Source organism: Bacillus cereus group sp. BfR-BA-01350 (assembly GCF_022663775.1).
Taxonomy (GTDB): Bacteria; Bacillota; Bacilli; order Bacillales; family Bacillaceae_G; genus Bacillus_A; species Bacillus_A paranthracis.
Map to the genome: position 1 here is coordinate 71,578 of NZ_JAKUGD010000010.1, position 15,851 is coordinate 87,428.

Genomic DNA, 15,851 nt, shown 5'->3' on the forward strand with positions numbered 1-15,851 from the left:
AAATATGTATACGACATTACAATATTTTTTCAAATCGTATTGTACGTTAAGTATCCATGAAGATGAAATAGTAGGCGTGATGGAAGAGTTTATAGAGCAAGAAGACGAAGAAATTGTTTTGAAATTACGCGATGAATTATTATATATGAAGAAAAAGGATGCTTGGGAAGAGGCGTGCGTATTAGCTGCGAAGCAAGGAAATCGTATGTGGTCGTTAGAAGAAACGAAAGACCATCTTGCAACCTTTTTAGTATTATTGCAAAAGAAAAAGGCGTGATCTACTCACGCCTTTTTCTTTTTGGAATTTGTTCGTTTAATAGTGTCTTATTGTTTTGGAGCGCTTTTATATACGCTTTTTGAAATTTGCCCATTAGATATTACTTCACCGTTTTGTGTAACTTTTTTATATGTAACTGCTGTTATTTTATCATTAGTCCTACTAATTACTTGAGAAGAAACTTCAACATTTTTACCAGTATTTGTGCCGAAAATACGTGTAGTAATACTACCTCCATTTGAAAATGCTTGAATATAAATATGATTGCCTGTATTGTTTTTAAATTTTAAATCTGGACCATAATCTGCTACTGCTGCATCTTGCCCAAGTGGTAAATAATTTACGGGCATAGAATGGTTGCTTCGAGAAACAATTCCTAAATCTGCTCTTAAAGCTGCGCTATATAAAGTACTACTCACTTGGCAAACGCCTCCGCCTGCACTTTGTATAACCTTACCTTGTGAATATACAGCTGCGGATTTATAACCATGAGCAGCATCCGTTACGCCAACGCGGCCATTAAAACTAAATGTTTCATCAGGTGCGACAATCACTCCACTTAAAGTATTAGCTGACTTATTTACGTTAAAGGATTGATTCCCATTACGGCCAGCCATTGGAGTTGAATATTCAGCAATTACTTCTTTAATCCCCATTTTCTGTATATCTTCTGTAGAACGTTCAGGCTTTAATAGTGTAACGGGTAATGTAACGTCAGATGTGCCAGAAGTAATGGCTTGCCGCGTTAAATCAGTTAACTTTTCTTTATCGATTTTTTCTCCATTTTGGCTCTGGCTAATATTTACTGTAGTGCCTTCAATACTTAATTCTGCATTAACAGGATTTTTTAATGTTTCATTATATTTATCCTTCATAAAGCTTTTATAAGCAGTTGTATTTAATTGAGGTGTTAATTTATAGTCACGTTTTAATTCACCGTTCTCAGCTTGTTTCCGCATTTTGTAACGATTTATTGCGTTGCCTTCTTGTTCTTTAAAGATTTTGTCGATAATATCTTTTTCTTTATAATTTATCCCTAAATCTTTCCATGTGTAAGTTTGTTTATCGTTTTGGAATATGTACGTAAGTGATTTTTGATCTAATTCAGTGATTTTTTGATTAATAATAGCTTGAATATCTTTTTTATTTTTTCCATCGAGAGAAATACCTTCAAATGTAGTATTGGGTAATGCAGTAGTATCTAATTGATTATTTAGTTTGGATACATATTGATATCCGCCAACACCGCCAACACAAAGTAATATGCCTCCAGCAATTGCAGAACCGATCAGTATTTTACTTAGCTTCATTTATTTCCCCCCAGAAATTTTTGTATAAATATATGTATTACATTTTTTGTATAAAAATGATGAAAATAACATTATGTACGTACTAGTATACTATTATTTTCACTATGTGTGTAATGTTTTTATAAAAAATGTTACACTGTTGTAATAATTGTCTCTTTTTGTCACAATGTGTACGAAAAATATGTTGAAAATTATAATAAAAAGGCTGTCTAGAAAGTTCTAGCAGCCTTTTTATTATAATTTTTTATGTTCATTTTTATTCGTAACACCGAGATGTTCTTGTAGTGTTGTCGAAATCGTATTGACGCTTTTTTCGTTTGGAACGTAATAATAAATACCACCTATATATTTATCAGTACCTTCTACTTGCATTTTGTCCATTTTTAAATTGGAATCCATTGAATTTTTTGCAATTGTCATCATATCATCAAAAGTTAAATTTGTTTTTAAGTCTTTATCGACAGCGTCTAATAGACCACCGATCTTATTAATGGAATTAAGTGATAGTGCTTTTTGAGCGATAGCTTCTAAAACAAGTTGTTGTCGTTGACCGCGCATATAATCACTATCGATATGACGAGTTCTTGCTAGTGCCAGTGCTTCCTCTCCATTTAAATGTTGACGTCCCTTTTTAAGGTGAACTGCATCTGCTTCATCTTTACTATTTTGTTCTGTGAACTCCACTGGAACATCTACAGTAATCCCACCAAGGGAATCAACAATTTTGATAAAGGATTTAAAGTTGAATTTTACATAGTAGTCAACTGGAACATCTAAAAAGTTCTCTACCGTATCAATCGTGCTATCTACACCACCGAATACGTGCGCATGTGTAATTTTATCGTATTTATCACGTGATTTAATATAGACACGTGAATCACGTGGAATACTGACAAGCTTAACAGATTTATCGTTTTTATTAATGGTTGCAAGTAATAGTGCATCTGTACGAGTTGCTTTCCCATAATTTTTGTCCCTAATATCACTTTCATCAACACCCATAATAAGTACGGAAATGTTGTCAGTCATAGGTTTAACGGCTTTTTCACGTTTGCTGGATTTATCTCCACGGCCCAGTTCAGAATAGGCATTACTTAACACAGACTTTGCTTTACTGTATATATGGAAGGAATAGCCTCCGGCTCCAAGTGCTACAACCAGTAATGGAATAAGCAGGAACCAAAGTAGGCGTTTTTTCTTTGAGCGTCCTTTTTTGGCTCGAGTATCTTTGTTCATATCGGATTTCATCATTTTTTCTCCTTTAAAACTATCAAAGTATATACATCTAGAAGCGCATTTAAACACATAAAAAATATTGTACGCTAAATAAAAGCGATTGTACATGTATAAAAAATAGATGTCTTGATTATTTATAAAGACATCTATTCGTTATTGTATACAAAAGATAGGGATAAGAAAATGATAAAATTTTACCTAATTACAACATAATGCTTACGATAATTGCAGATAAAATGCTAACGAGAGTCGCTCCGTATAGTAATTTAAGGCCAAATCTGGCAACGACGTTTCCTTGTTCTTCGTTTAATCCTTTTACCGCACCTGAAATAATGCCGATAGAAGAAAAGTTGGCAAAAGAGACGAGGAAGACAGAAATAATACCAACTGTACGAGGAGAAAGGCTATTAGAAATTTTACTAAGATCCATCATTGCTACAAATTCATTCGTTACAAGCTTCGTTGCCATAATGCTACCAGCTGTGACAATTTCAGAACTTGGTACACCGATAAGAAACGCAATTGGTGCAAAGACGTAGCCGATTAATTGCTGGAAAGTAATGCCGAATATAATGAGGAATAGATCATTAATGCAGCTAATTAATGCGACGAATCCGATAAGCATAGCACCGACAACGATAGCTACTCGAAAGCCATCTAGAATGTACTCTCCAAGCATTTCAAAAAAGCTTTGCTTTTCGCCTTTTATTTCTAAAATATCTTCGTCATCCCTCACGTCGTAAGGGTTAATGATAAGTACGATAATAAAGCCGCTAAATAAATTGAGAACGAGTGCGGTTACTACATATTTAGGTTCGATCATTGTCATATAGGCACCTACGATAGACATAGATACAGTTGACATGGCAGATGCACAAAGTGTATAAAGACGGTGTTTTGGAATTTGAGCTAATTGTTTTTTGACCGTAATAAAAACTTCTGATTGGCCGACAATGGCAGATGCGATAGCATTGTAAGACTCTAATTTCCCAAGACCATTTATTTTGCTAAGGAAGTAACCAATCCAACGAATGAAAAATGGTAGTATTTTGAAATGTTGCAATATACCAATTAAGACGGAAATGAAGACAATTGGTAATAAGACAGTAAGGAAAAATGGCATTTCACCTTTATTGGCAAGGCCGCCAAATACGAAGTTTATACCATCAGCAGCATACTCGAGTAGCTTTGTAAACAGACTAGAAATGACCCGAATAAGTATGAGGCCAAATTCTGTATTTAATAATAAATAGGTTAAAATTAACTGTATAATAAGCATGATGAAAATAGGTTTCAATTTAATATGTTTTTTATTGTTACTAGCAATATAAGCAAGGAAGAAAACAACGATAAGTCCTACGAAAAAAGTAATAAATTTCATAGTAAGCCCCCTAATAGAGATATTCTGCTATATATGTTTTTCATTTCAAGGGAGAATATGCATCTTTGGTAAAGAAAGGAATAGAGAGAGTATGAATATATGTAGAGTACACCACGTTGCAATTATTTGTTCAAATTATGATGTGTCAAAAGATTTTTATACTAGGATATTAGGTTTTGAAGAGGTAAATGAGGTATATAGAAAGGAACGAGATTCTTATAAGTTAGATTTATGTGTAGGGGGAGAGTATCAAATTGAATTATTTTCATTCCCAAGTCCGCCTGAGCGCCCGAGTTTTCCAGAAGCGTCTGGACTTAGACATTTAGCATTTGCTGTTACAAATATAGAAGAGGCTGTAAAACATTTAAACGAATGTGGTGTTGAAACTGAGTCGATACGTATTGATGAAATAACCGGAAAAAAATTTGTTTTTTTCCAAGATCCGGATGGTTTACCTTTAGAATTGTATGAGGTTTGAAATTGGTGAATTTTATATAGGGTTGCTTTTGAGTAAATGAAGAAACTAAAGTGAAACTTCTTTTTTAAAGGAGGTGTCACTTTAGCTAAGAAAGCTAAAGGATATATGTGGATATTTTAAAATTACTGATGGTAGTCATTCTTATTGCATTAACAGGTTTTTTTGTAGCTGTTGAGTTTGCAATTATTAAGGTGCGTAGCAGTCGTATTGACCAACTCGTTAGTGAGAAACGACGAGGAGCATTGGCAGCAAAAAAAGTAACTTCAAATTTAGATGAATATTTATCAGCATGTCAGTTAGGTATTACCATTACCGCTTTAGGGCTTGGGTGGTTAGGCGAGCCGACTATAAAACATTTACTAGAGCCGTTGTTTTTAAAACTACACCTATCTTCTGCAATTGCAAGTACCGTTTCATTTATTATTGCTTTTGCAGTTATTACGTTTTTACATGTTGTTATTGGTGAACTTGCTCCTAAGACGTTCGCCATACAAAGAGCAGAGCAAGTTAGCTTATTATTATCGAAACCACTTATTTATTTTTACCGAGTAATGTATCCGTTTATTTGGGCTTTAAATGGTTCAGCAAGGCTTGTAACAGGGGTATTCGGATTACATCCGGCTTCTGAACATGAAGTTGCTCATTCGGAAGAAGAATTACGATTAATCTTATCTGAGAGTTATGAGAGTGGAGAGATTAATCAAAGGGAATTTAAATATGTAAATAATATTTTTGAATTTGATAATAGAGTGGCAAAGGAAATTATGGTGCCTCGTACGGAAGTTGTAGGTTTATATGAGGACGAACCATTTGAAACACATATTAAAATAATCGCACAAGAAAAATATACGAGGTATCCTGTATTTGGTGAAGATAAAGATGAAATCATTGGAATGGTTAATGTAAAGGATTTATTTATTCGTTATATGGATGGTAATCGGGACGAGGAGTGCTCGATTATGCCATATACAAGGCCGGTCATTGAAGTGCTAGAAAATATTCCAATTCATGATTTACTATTACAAATGCAAAGAAAACACATTCCATTAGCTGTGTTGTATGATGAATATGGTGGTACAGCTGGGATTGTTACATTAGAAGATATTTTAGAAGAAATTGTTGGGGAAATTCGAGATGAATACGATGAAGATGAACACCCGCCTATAGAGCATATAAGTGAAGGGTGTAAAATCGTAGAGGGGAAAGTGCTTATTAGTGAAGTAAATGATTTATTTGGCATACACTTAATCGCTGATGATGTAGATACAATTGGTGGGTGGATTATGGTACAAAAGCAAATCGTTGCTGAAGGAGATATTATTGAAAAACACGGCTTTTCTTTTAAAGTTCTGGAAAAAGATATGCATCAAATTAAACGAGTGGAAATAAAGAAGGGAGAAGAATGATTTTCTATAAAAGGTATATATAGAAAATTAAATGTTTGCGCTTTCAAAAGAGGTACTATATAGTGAAGGTGGACACTGAAAAATTCTTCTGAATGATACTCGTATTTTTAGAGGGCGAATTTTTTAAATAGGGATTTAGAATGAAAAGTATAGGTGATGAAAATGATAGCAACGAAGGATATACGTATAGAAAAAGATTTTTTAGGTGAAAAGGAAGTACCAAGTAGAGCTTATTACGGTGTACAAACATTACGTGCGGTAGAAAACTTCCCGATTACAGGATATCGCATCCATCCGTCACTCATTACGGCAATGGCAATTGTGAAAAAAGCGGCGGCACTTGCAAATATCGATACTGGTTACTTGGCGAAAGACATTGGACATGAAATTGCGGAGGCAGCGCAAGAAATTGTTGATGGGAAATTCCATGATCAATTTATCGTAGATCCAATTCAGGGCGGTGCTGGAACTTCTATTAATATGAATACAAACGAAGTAATTGCTAATCGAGCGTTAGAACGTATGGGATATGAAAAAGGCGAGTATGCAAAAATTAGCCCAAATACGCATGTAAACATGGCTCAGTCAACGAATGATGCGTTTCCAACGGGAATTCATATTGCAACTCTTATGATGTTAGAAGAACTTCTTATTACAATGGAAGAACTTCATGCTGCTTTCCGTGCAAAAGCAAACGAGTTCGATCACGTCATTAAAATGGGACGTACGCATTTACAAGATGCTGTTCCGATTCGTCTTGGACAAGAATTTGAAGCGTATAGCAGAGTGCTTGCGCGTGATATAAAAAGAATTAAACAATCTCGCCAACATTTATATGAAGTGAATATGGGGGCGACAGCTGTTGGTACGGGATTAAATGCAAACCCTACCTACATTGAACAAGTGGTTAAACACTTACGAACATTTAGCGGATTCCCACTTGTTGGTGCAGAGCATTTAGTTGATGCAACACAAAATACAGATGCATACACAGAAGTATCTGCAGCGTTAAAAGTATGTATGATGAATATGTCTAAAATTGCGAACGACCTTCGTATTATGGCATCTGGTCCACGTGTTGGATTGGCGGAAATTCAATTACCAGCTCGTCAACCAGGTTCATCTATTATGCCGGGTAAAGTAAATCCTGTTATGGCAGAAGTAATTAATCAAGTCGCTTTCCAAGTAATTGGTAATGATCATACAATTTGCTTAGCGTCAGAAGCAGGACAACTGGAGCTCAACGTAATGGAGCCTGTGCTTGTATTTAATTTAATTCAATCTATTAGCATTATGAATAACGGATTCCGTGTATTCCGTGAATATTGTATTAAAGGAATTACAGCAAATGAAGAACTGCTGAAGCAATATGTTGAGAAAAGTGTTGGAATTATTACAGCAGTTAACCCTCATATTGGTTATGAAGCAGCATCTCGCATTGCACGTGAAGCAATTGAAACAGGAAAATCTGTTAGGGAGCTATGTTTAGAGCATGGTGTACTGACAGAAGAAGAATTGGATATTATTTTAGATCCATTCGAAATGACGCATCCTGAAATTGCTGGGGCTTCTTTATTAAAGGATAAGAAGATGTAATGTGAAAAACACCGATCCATTTGGATCGGTGTTTTATTTTTAAAAGATATTAAATACAGCGTTTAATTGAAGTAAGCTAATGATAGCTAAGAAGATTAAACTGTATTTCATTGCTGTTTTAAATAGGGCAGATTCTTTACCAACTAGTCCAACTGCTGCACAAGCAACTGCTACAGATTGAGGTGAAACCATTTTTGCCATTGTACCACCTACTACGTTTAAGGCAACAAGAGTAGAAGGAACGATGTTTAATTGATCTGCAGTTACTGCTTGAAGCGGTGCGAATAATGAACCACTTGATACTACTGATCCTGTAATGAATACGCCGATCCATCCTAAGATTGGAGAAAGAATTGGGAATGCATTACCAGTAGAAGAGAATGCAAGTCCAAGTGTAGATGACATACCAGAGTAGTTTTCTACGTAAGCTAACGCGATAACGCTACAGATTGTATATACTGGAGCTTTTAGCTCTTTCATTGTTTCAACCATTAATTCTTTAACCATTTTACCTTTAACGCGGTACACGATAAGTGAAACGATAATTGCTAATACGATTGCAGTAGTTGTAGATGAGAATACATCAAATTTGAAAACAGCTGCGAAAGGTGTATCAGCTTTTGTAATTGGTGTAGTTTTCATAACAGCATTATGAAGACCAGGGAATTGAATGTTAAATACTAAGTTTGCTAGTGCGCCATCCGGAGCAAATAAAGCTTTAATTGGTTTTAAATTAAAGATTGTTACGAATGCAGTTAAGAATACGAATGGAGACCAAGCATATAAAATTTGATTGAATGTATGAGATTCTTTTTCTTCTTGTTTTTCTTCTTTAGTAGAAGATTTTGGCTGCCAAACACGTAAGAATAATGCAAGAGAGATCATACTTACAACGGCTGCGAAAATATTAGTAAGTTCTGCACCTAAGAAGTAAGTTACAACGAACTGAGTAATTGCGAAAGAAATACCACTTACAAGAATACCTTGCCAAGTTTCTTTAATACCTTTAATTCCATCGACCATTGAAACAAGTAAGAAAGGTAATACAATACTAATGAATGGTAAAATAAGAACAGTTTGACGACCGATAGTTAATGCATCAAGTTCAGTTAATTGTGCTGGTACTGTAACTGGGATACCCATAGCACCCATAGCACCACCAGCGATATTAGCTACTAAACAAATACCTGCTGCTTTTAATGGGTTAAAGCCCATACCTACAAGTAGTGCAGCTGTAATAGCAACTGGAACACCTAGACCAGCTGCGCCTTCTAAGAAAGCACCGAAAGAATAAGCAATTAATAATACTTGTAAACGTTGATCATTTGTAATACTTGAAATGCTATCACGAATGATGTTGAATTGTTCTGTTTTAACAGTTAATTTGTAAAGGAAAATTGCTGCGATAACGATAGTACATATTGGATAAAATCCAGATAAAATACCGAATCCGGCAGATGCTACAGCTACTGTTGCTGGCATTTTATAAACGAATATAGCAAGAATAATAGCGACAATCACACTGTAAAGACCAGCGATATAACTTTTCATTTTTAGTCCCATTAAACAAATGATGAAGCAGAAAATTGGAAGTGCTGCGATTAGAGCAGATAACCAAATATTGTTTAATGGGTCATAAATTTGTGTCCAAGTACTCATAATAATGACAACTCCTATCTATTTTATGTGAAGAAATTCACATTATTTGTGAAACTATTCACAATCAACTTACATGCTTAGTATATTCTCCTTCAACACTATTGTCAACGTGAAAAAGTATAATTATTCCATAATAGTGTTAAAAGAAACATTTTGTTCATAAAGTAGACAAAAAGCCCACCCAAGTCTATTTGAGTGGGCGGGATAAATTATTTGCATATTCTTTTCTTTCAGTTGTTTATATATTATTGATTCTACAGTTCTCTAGTAGAGATCGTCTTTTTATCGAATATGAGAAAGTATGTTGAAGTATGTAATATTTGCTAGGTTGGTACAGCTTGCCTCATTTAATCAAGTAAGAAAGGGGAAATAAATACATTTAATAGGAAGGATTTCATCACAGTTTAAGCTATTGAATACTATTTAAAAAGCAGTAAGTTAAAATTTAATGTTATGATATCTCTTTTTACTGAAAATTCCTTTTAGCGTAACAAAGAGGTTAAATATAACCCAAATACGTTACGATAGGTTATCAATTATAGACGGTATTTTACAATATCATTACTGCACGTTGCAATGAGGTGAAAATATAACAAAAAGCCTGATAAAACAACGTTTGCAAGCAAAGTATTTGCAGTCCGTTATTTTGCTTTTTCGTTATATCATATAGTATAATATTCAAAATCAGTAAGGAATTTTTCCTGAGTTCTTTGTTGGTTAAGGTGGAAAAAATTTTCAGCTTTATAGGTTGATAAAGTTATGTCGTAACAGGAAATATAAGAACAGATATATAAATAAATAAAAAGAAAATAAAAACGAAAATGAGGGGAACTTTATGAGCCAAAATCAATTCGAATGTCATATTTCAGAAGAAGATGTACAAATGTTAAGAGCGTTAGCGCATCCGTTGCGTCTACGCCTAGTAATGGAACTAATGCAACGTGGAACATGTAATGTAACACAATTACAGGAAGTGTTAGAAATTCCGCAATCAACAGTTTCGCAACATTTAACGAAATTAAAACAAAATAAAGTAGTACGCTTTGAACGACGAGGACTAGAAGTGTATTATCAAATTCATAATGATAAAGTAAGTGAAGTAGTAAAAACATTATTTTCTTAAAATTTGAATATTATGGAAAAAGACGTATAGGATATACGTCTTTTTTTATTTGTCAGAAAGGTAACATGAGAGAAAATGTTGGAATGTAAGGAAGAAAAGGCTATTAATTAACATGCTGCTATATGGAATATATTCTAAAGGGAAAAGAAAAGATAGAAAGGAGTGTAGCAAGTAAAAGGAGGAATGGTAGTATGGATGTAAAACGTGTGAAACAAATTTTATCTTCTTCAAGTAGGATTGACGTTACATATGAGGGCGTACCAGTATGGATTGAGAGCTGTGACGAGCAGAGCGGGGTTGCTCAAGTGTATGATGTATCTAATCCTGGAGAAAGCGTTCACGTGAACGTGACGGCTTTAGAGGAGAAGTAATAGAAAAGACGCTTCTGATTTTAGAAGCGTCTGTTTTTGTATTATTCCATCATACTCGCAACTTTTTTAGAGAAGAGAAGGAGTACAAGTCCTAAGACGATAACGATAATGCCAATACTTGCAAATACTTCAAGGTATCCTAATGATTGTGTAAAGGAAGCAAGTTTACCAGCTAACCAGTTAGCCATACCTGAACCAGCTAACCATACACCCATTAGTAATGATGCTAATTTAACAGGTGCAATTGCACTTACCATTGATAGACCGATTGGTGATAAGAATAGTTCTCCAATTGTATGGAACATATAAGTGATAACGATGAATAATAAGTTTGCTTTAACAGTTATATCAGCTTCACTACTTCCAGTTTTTAGAACCGCTAATGTTAAAACAAGGTAACCTATACCTAGTAAAATCATACCAAATGCCATTTTTGTTGGTATTTTTAAATCGCCACGCTTTGATTTAGAAAGTTTTAACCATAGCATAGATACGAATGGTGCAAGTAGTACGATGAACGCTGGATTAACGGATTGGAACCAAGATGTTGGAATTTCCCATCCAAAAATTGTACGATCAACAAATTTATCTGTATAAAGTGTTAAAGAACTACCAGCTTGTTCAAAGCCTGCCCAGAAGAATACTACGAAACAAGTTAAAATTACAATTGCCCAAGTGCGGTTTTTTTCTTGTTTTGTTAAAGGTTTCTTTTCGACTGCAGGTTGATTTTTTGTTTTTTTACCAACAACTGTTGTTCCTGCTGTACCAAGATAGCGAGGAGCTAATAAGTTGAAAACAATTTGTCCAATAATCATACCGATACAAGCTGCTAAGAATCCGTATTTATATCCCATAACCATAACGCCATCAACGCTTGTTTTAAAGAAATCTTCTGCTAAAAATCCACAAATAAGTGGAGCGAAGAAAGCACCTACGTTAATACCCATATAGAAGATAGTAAATGCACTGTCACGACGTGAATCATTTTCACTATACAATTCACCTAACAGTGTAGAAATATTTGGTTTGAAGAACCCATTACCAATAACTAATAGTATTAATCCTAGAAATAGTCCTGTTTTTGTATTCATTGAGAATAGTACAAAGTTGCCGATTGCCATAATAATTCCGCCGAGAGTAATGGCATGACGTCTTGTAATATAATGATCCGTTAGCCATCCACCTATAATTGGCATGAAATATACTGCCGCTGTAAAAGTACCATATAATTGCACTGCAAACGCCTTATCAAATCCTAACCCGCCACTAACCGCAGCAGTCGTTAAATAAAGAACTAAAAGGCCACGCATTCCATAATAACTAAATCTTTCCCACATTTCTGTTAAGAACAACAAGTACAATCCTGGTGGATGTTTTTTTGGTGATTGTTGCTCTCCAGCTTTGTCTAATTTTAAAGCTGCATCCATTTTTGTTTCCCCCTAATCCTGTATAACGGATATTTATGTAATCATTTTAATTTACAAAATATTTAGAAGTCAATAGAATTATATGGAAATAGAAAGAAAATTTCTAAAAAATTTCTATTGTTCCTCGACCGTTACTGTATTTTGCCCTGAAAACGAGATGATAAGCGTTTTCAAATGTAATAATTGAATTCTAAAAGAAAATAAAATAGTGATTAATCAGAAAATTTAGATTAAAATATTTATTCTGATATAGAGAAAATATATTCTATTTACTTTTATAATATAACATATTGGGAATAAAAATACAAAACGAAATAATGTGACATTTAAGTGAATTGAAAAATAACCAGCTCCACAGAAGGGGAGCTGGTTAAGGAAATACTATTTAACAAAGCGTTTTTCGATATCATCTAATAGTAGGTTAGCAGCCATTACACCGCCAGCTGTATTCCAAATCACATCGTCAACTTTGTATGCTTTATTATTTTTCACTGCATTTAAATTTTTAAATAGTGGATCATTGATATATTCTTTTTCTAATTCAGAGCCTTTTTTCTCATTTCCTTTATCGAATGTGAAGTAGAACAATACATCGCCATCCATTGCAGAAATACGTTCTTTAGATACGTTACGCTCTGCGAAGTCATCTTTATTTTGATCACCAGGACGTTTAAATCCAAGTTCTTTTAAAATAACACCAGAGAATGTATCACCATGATAAATACGAACATCACCAGGCATGAAGCGAACCATAGAGATTTCTTGATTTACTTTATCACCTAGTTTGGCTTTTAAATCTTTCATACGTTTATCGTAATCAGCTAAAACCTTTTGGCTTTCTTTTTCTTTATTTAATGCTTTCGCATAAAACTTGAAGTTATCTTTCCATTCACCGCGTAATGTTTCAGAGAACACAGTAGGTGCAATTGCTTTTAGTTGCTCGTACACTTTTTCGTGACGCATTTTGTTACCGATAATTAAGTCTGGTTTTAAAGAAGCGATTGTTTCTACGTTCACTTGTCCTTCATCACCAACAACTTTTACATCTTTCATTTTATCTTTAATATGTGGATACCATGGATCACCAGTCCAAGATTTTACAGCACCAACTGGTTTAACACCTAATTCAAGTAAAGCTTCAGTTCCTTCGTTTGTTAAAATAACTACACGTTTTGGATTAGCAGGGACTTCTGTTTTACCCATTGCATGTTCCACAGGAATCATTTCTTTTTTCGTATCTTCTTTTGATTCTTCTTTCGTATTTGATTTTCCACAAGCACTTAAAAGTAGTGAAAAGGCTAATAAAAATACAAATACTGTAAACGATTTCTTTCGCATGAAATTCATTATGTACCCCCTACATAGTGAGAATTTTTTTCAATAGCAAGCATGATATTAAGCCTTTATCTTTAGATTGTCAATACATACGGCTGAAAATAATTCTCATTTCCGTTGACAATGAGAATTAAGTTGAAATACACTTACAACGTATCATTATACATTGAAGGGGAAACGCTGCATGTTATTAAAAACAAATCGAGCAAAATGGATTGGATTATTTGTTGGGATCATTGCAGTCATTACTTGTATTTGGGGAAGTATTATTTTCGGATATACAAATACGAGTTGGAAATTAGCGTTAGATGCTTTTTTCCATTTTAATGGGTCCAATGAACATATTATTATTCAAAATGTGCGTCTACCAAGGGCATTAATTGCAGCGAGTGTTGGTGCTAGTTTAGCCATTGCAGGTTGTCTTATGCAAACTTTAACGAAAAATCCACTTGCTTCTCCAGATTTTATTGGATTAAATTCAGGTGCTGCTTTCTTCATAGTTGTGGCAATTGTTATTTTTTCCGTGACATCATTATCAGCTTTCACGTGGATTGCCTTTTTAGGGGCAGCAGTTGCAGCTGTACTTGTATTTGCTTCTAGTTCTTTAGGAAAAGAGGGGACAACACCTCTTAAGTTAACATTAGCAGGGGTGGCAATTAGTGCGTTATTTTCATCATTAACACAAGGATTACTTGTTTTAAATGAAAAGGCGCTTGAAGAAGTATTATTTTGGCTTGCCGGATCTGTGCAAGGAAGAAAGTTAGAAATTTTACAATCAGTATTCCCGTATTTATTAATAGGCTGGATTGCATCTATTATGATGGCAGGGAAAGTAAATACATTGATGATGGGGGAAGACGTTGCAAAAGGACTTGGTCAAAGAACGATTTTAATGAAATCATTCGTACTACTTATTATTGTCCTGTTATCCGGTGGTTCAGTTGCGGTCGCTGGTCCGATTGGGTTTATTGGTATTGTTACCCCGCATTTTGCCAGATTTCTTGTTGGGGTCGATCACAGATGGAGAGTACCGTATAGTGGTTTGTTAGGTGCAATACTATTGATTTTAGCTGATATAGCAGCAAGATATGTCATTATGCCACAAGAAGTACCAGTAGGGGTTATGACGGCATTTATTGGGGCCCCATTCTTTATTTATATTGCACGTAAGAGAGGGCTTAGCAAATGAAGAAGTATATTCCGTTTCGTATAGGAAAAGGCGGGCTCTCGTTTTTAATGTACAAACGAGCTTGTCTCGTCTTATTCAGTTTACTAGTTGTTTTAATAGGATTGTTTTTTGCGAGTGCAGGTATGGGAGACATGAAAATTGCTCCTTATGATGTATGGCAAGCGATTACTGGAAATGGCGATGCGATGTCCAATATGGTTGTAAATAAGTTTCGTATGCCTCGTATTTTAATTGCTATCCTTGTAGGAATCGCACTTGCTGTAGCAGGATGTATTTTACAAGGGCTCGTTCGAAATCCACTTGCTTCTCCGGATATCATCGGGATTACAGGTGGTGCAAGTGTTGCAGTGGTATTATTTTTAGCTATATTTAGTGATAAAAATAATGCGCTAACTGTAAGCATTCATTATATGCCGTTAGCAGCTTTTATTGGGGCAACGATTGTAGCACTTTTTGTATATTTATTTGCATGGAGAAATGACGGATTATCACCGATTAGTCTTGTTTTAATTGGTGTTGGTTTTTGGGCATTAACGAAAGCGGCAACGACTTTGTTTATGTTGTTAGCGCCAATTTACCAAGCGAGTCAAGCGAATGTATGGATTACAGGCACTGTTTATGGTTCTTCTTGGCAAAACGTCATGGTACTTGCGCCGTGGGTTCTCATTTTAACGGTAATATCATTTATAGCTGCTAGACATTTAAATGCGCAAGAGCTAGGGGATGATATTGCGGTAGGGCTTGGTGTTCCTTTAACGAAGTCACGCATATTTATGTTATTACTTAGTACAGCTTTAATTGGTGGAGCAGTTGCCTTTGCTGGTGGAATTGGATTTGTCGGTTTAATGGCACCTCATATTTCACGAAGACTAGTTGGTTCTTTATACGGTGCATTACTCCCGGTTGCGGCTATTGTCGGTGCGATTTTAGTACTTGCTGCAGATTTAATTGGGCGTACAGTTTTCACCCCACTTGAAATTCCAGCAGGGGTATTTACATCAGCAATTGGTGCACCTTATTTTATTTATTTACTTTATAAAAGTCGGAATTCATAAAGGAAGAT

Annotated in this window: 14 protein-coding genes; 8 read left to right on the top strand and 6 right to left on the bottom strand. The window is 34.8% G+C overall.

The window, feature by feature from the left end:
- Nucleotides 1-4: 4 nt before the first annotated feature.
- A complete protein-coding gene (locus MR147_RS20055; RefSeq protein WP_046198932.1) occupies nt 5-277 on the top strand; it encodes a hypothetical protein in 273 nt (90 codons plus the stop codon).
- Between the two features lie 47 nt (nt 278-324).
- On the opposite strand, the gene MR147_RS20060 is transcribed toward MR147_RS20055, so the two are convergent.
- The 3 genes from MR147_RS20060 to MR147_RS20070 form a co-directional block, all read right to left on the bottom strand.
- Nucleotides 325-1,587, bottom strand: a complete 1,263-nt coding sequence (locus MR147_RS20060) for a VanW family protein (RefSeq protein WP_000777348.1) — start codon at nt 1,585-1,587, stop codon at nt 325-327.
- A 234-nt stretch (nt 1,588-1,821) separates the two neighbouring features.
- On the bottom strand, nt 1,822-2,838 hold the full coding sequence (locus MR147_RS20065; RefSeq protein WP_313897179.1) for an LCP family protein: 1,017 nt from the start codon (nt 2,836-2,838) through the stop codon (nt 1,822-1,824).
- A 187-nt stretch (nt 2,839-3,025) separates the two neighbouring features.
- Nucleotides 3,026-4,204, bottom strand: a complete 1,179-nt coding sequence (locus MR147_RS20070; protein WP_074607434.1) for a NupC/NupG family nucleoside CNT transporter — start codon at nt 4,202-4,204, stop codon at nt 3,026-3,028.
- A 91-nt stretch (nt 4,205-4,295) separates the two neighbouring features.
- Here MR147_RS20070 and gloA2 point away from each other — a divergent pair, with 91 nt between their 5' ends.
- From gloA2 to aspA, 3 genes are all read left to right on the top strand, one after another.
- Complete coding sequence (gene gloA2, locus MR147_RS20075) at nt 4,296-4,682, top strand: SMU1112c/YaeR family gloxylase I-like metalloprotein (protein WP_001017665.1); 387 nt, start codon at nt 4,296-4,298, stop codon at nt 4,680-4,682.
- 107 nt (nt 4,683-4,789) lie between these two features.
- Entirely contained in the window at nt 4,790-6,088 is a 1,299-nt protein-coding gene (locus tag MR147_RS20080) for a hemolysin family protein (protein WP_074607432.1), read from the top strand.
- A 162-nt stretch (nt 6,089-6,250) separates the two neighbouring features.
- Nucleotides 6,251-7,684, top strand: coding sequence for an aspartate ammonia-lyase (aspA, locus tag MR147_RS20085; protein WP_074540606.1), 1,434 nt, complete (start codon nt 6,251-6,253; stop codon nt 7,682-7,684).
- A gap of 39 nt (nt 7,685-7,723) precedes the next feature.
- Here aspA and MR147_RS20090 read toward each other — a convergent pair whose 3' ends face one another.
- The gene (locus MR147_RS20090; RefSeq protein WP_000109110.1) at nt 7,724-9,343 is read right to left on the bottom strand and encodes an L-lactate permease; all 1,620 of its coding nucleotides are present in this window, start codon (nt 9,341-9,343) and stop codon (nt 7,724-7,726) included.
- Nucleotides 9,344-10,178: 835 nt separating this feature from the next.
- Here MR147_RS20090 and MR147_RS20095 point away from each other — a divergent pair.
- On the top strand, nt 10,179-10,466 hold the full coding sequence (locus MR147_RS20095; RefSeq protein ID WP_000081427.1) for an ArsR/SmtB family transcription factor: 288 nt from the start codon (nt 10,179-10,181) through the stop codon (nt 10,464-10,466).
- 191 nt (nt 10,467-10,657) lie between these two features.
- The gene (locus tag MR147_RS20100) at nt 10,658-10,837 is read left to right on the top strand and encodes an acid-soluble spore protein H (RefSeq protein ID WP_000382683.1); all 180 of its coding nucleotides are present in this window, start codon (nt 10,658-10,660) and stop codon (nt 10,835-10,837) included.
- A 41-nt stretch (nt 10,838-10,878) separates the two neighbouring features.
- On the opposite strand, the gene MR147_RS20105 is transcribed toward MR147_RS20100, so the two are convergent.
- Nucleotides 10,879-12,264 (bottom strand): peptide MFS transporter, encoded by a 1,386-nt coding sequence (locus MR147_RS20105; protein ID WP_000338322.1) that lies wholly within the window; start codon nt 12,262-12,264, stop codon nt 10,879-10,881.
- A gap of 381 nt (nt 12,265-12,645) precedes the next feature.
- The gene (locus tag MR147_RS20110; RefSeq protein WP_074607431.1) at nt 12,646-13,611 is read right to left on the bottom strand and encodes an ABC transporter substrate-binding protein; all 966 of its coding nucleotides are present in this window, start codon (nt 13,609-13,611) and stop codon (nt 12,646-12,648) included.
- Nucleotides 13,612-13,783: 172 nt separating this feature from the next.
- Here MR147_RS20110 and MR147_RS20115 point away from each other — a divergent pair, with 172 nt between their 5' ends.
- Nucleotides 13,784-14,788 carry a FecCD family ABC transporter permease gene (locus MR147_RS20115; RefSeq protein WP_074607429.1) on the top strand — a complete coding sequence of 335 codons (1,005 nt, stop codon included), beginning with the start codon at nt 13,784-13,786 and terminating at the stop codon, nt 14,786-14,788.
- A complete protein-coding gene (locus MR147_RS20120; protein WP_000760066.1) occupies nt 14,785-15,843 on the top strand; it encodes a FecCD family ABC transporter permease in 1,059 nt (352 codons plus the stop codon). Before MR147_RS20115 ends, MR147_RS20120 begins: the two co-directional genes overlap by 4 nt.
- Nucleotides 15,844-15,851 lie beyond the last annotated feature (8 nt).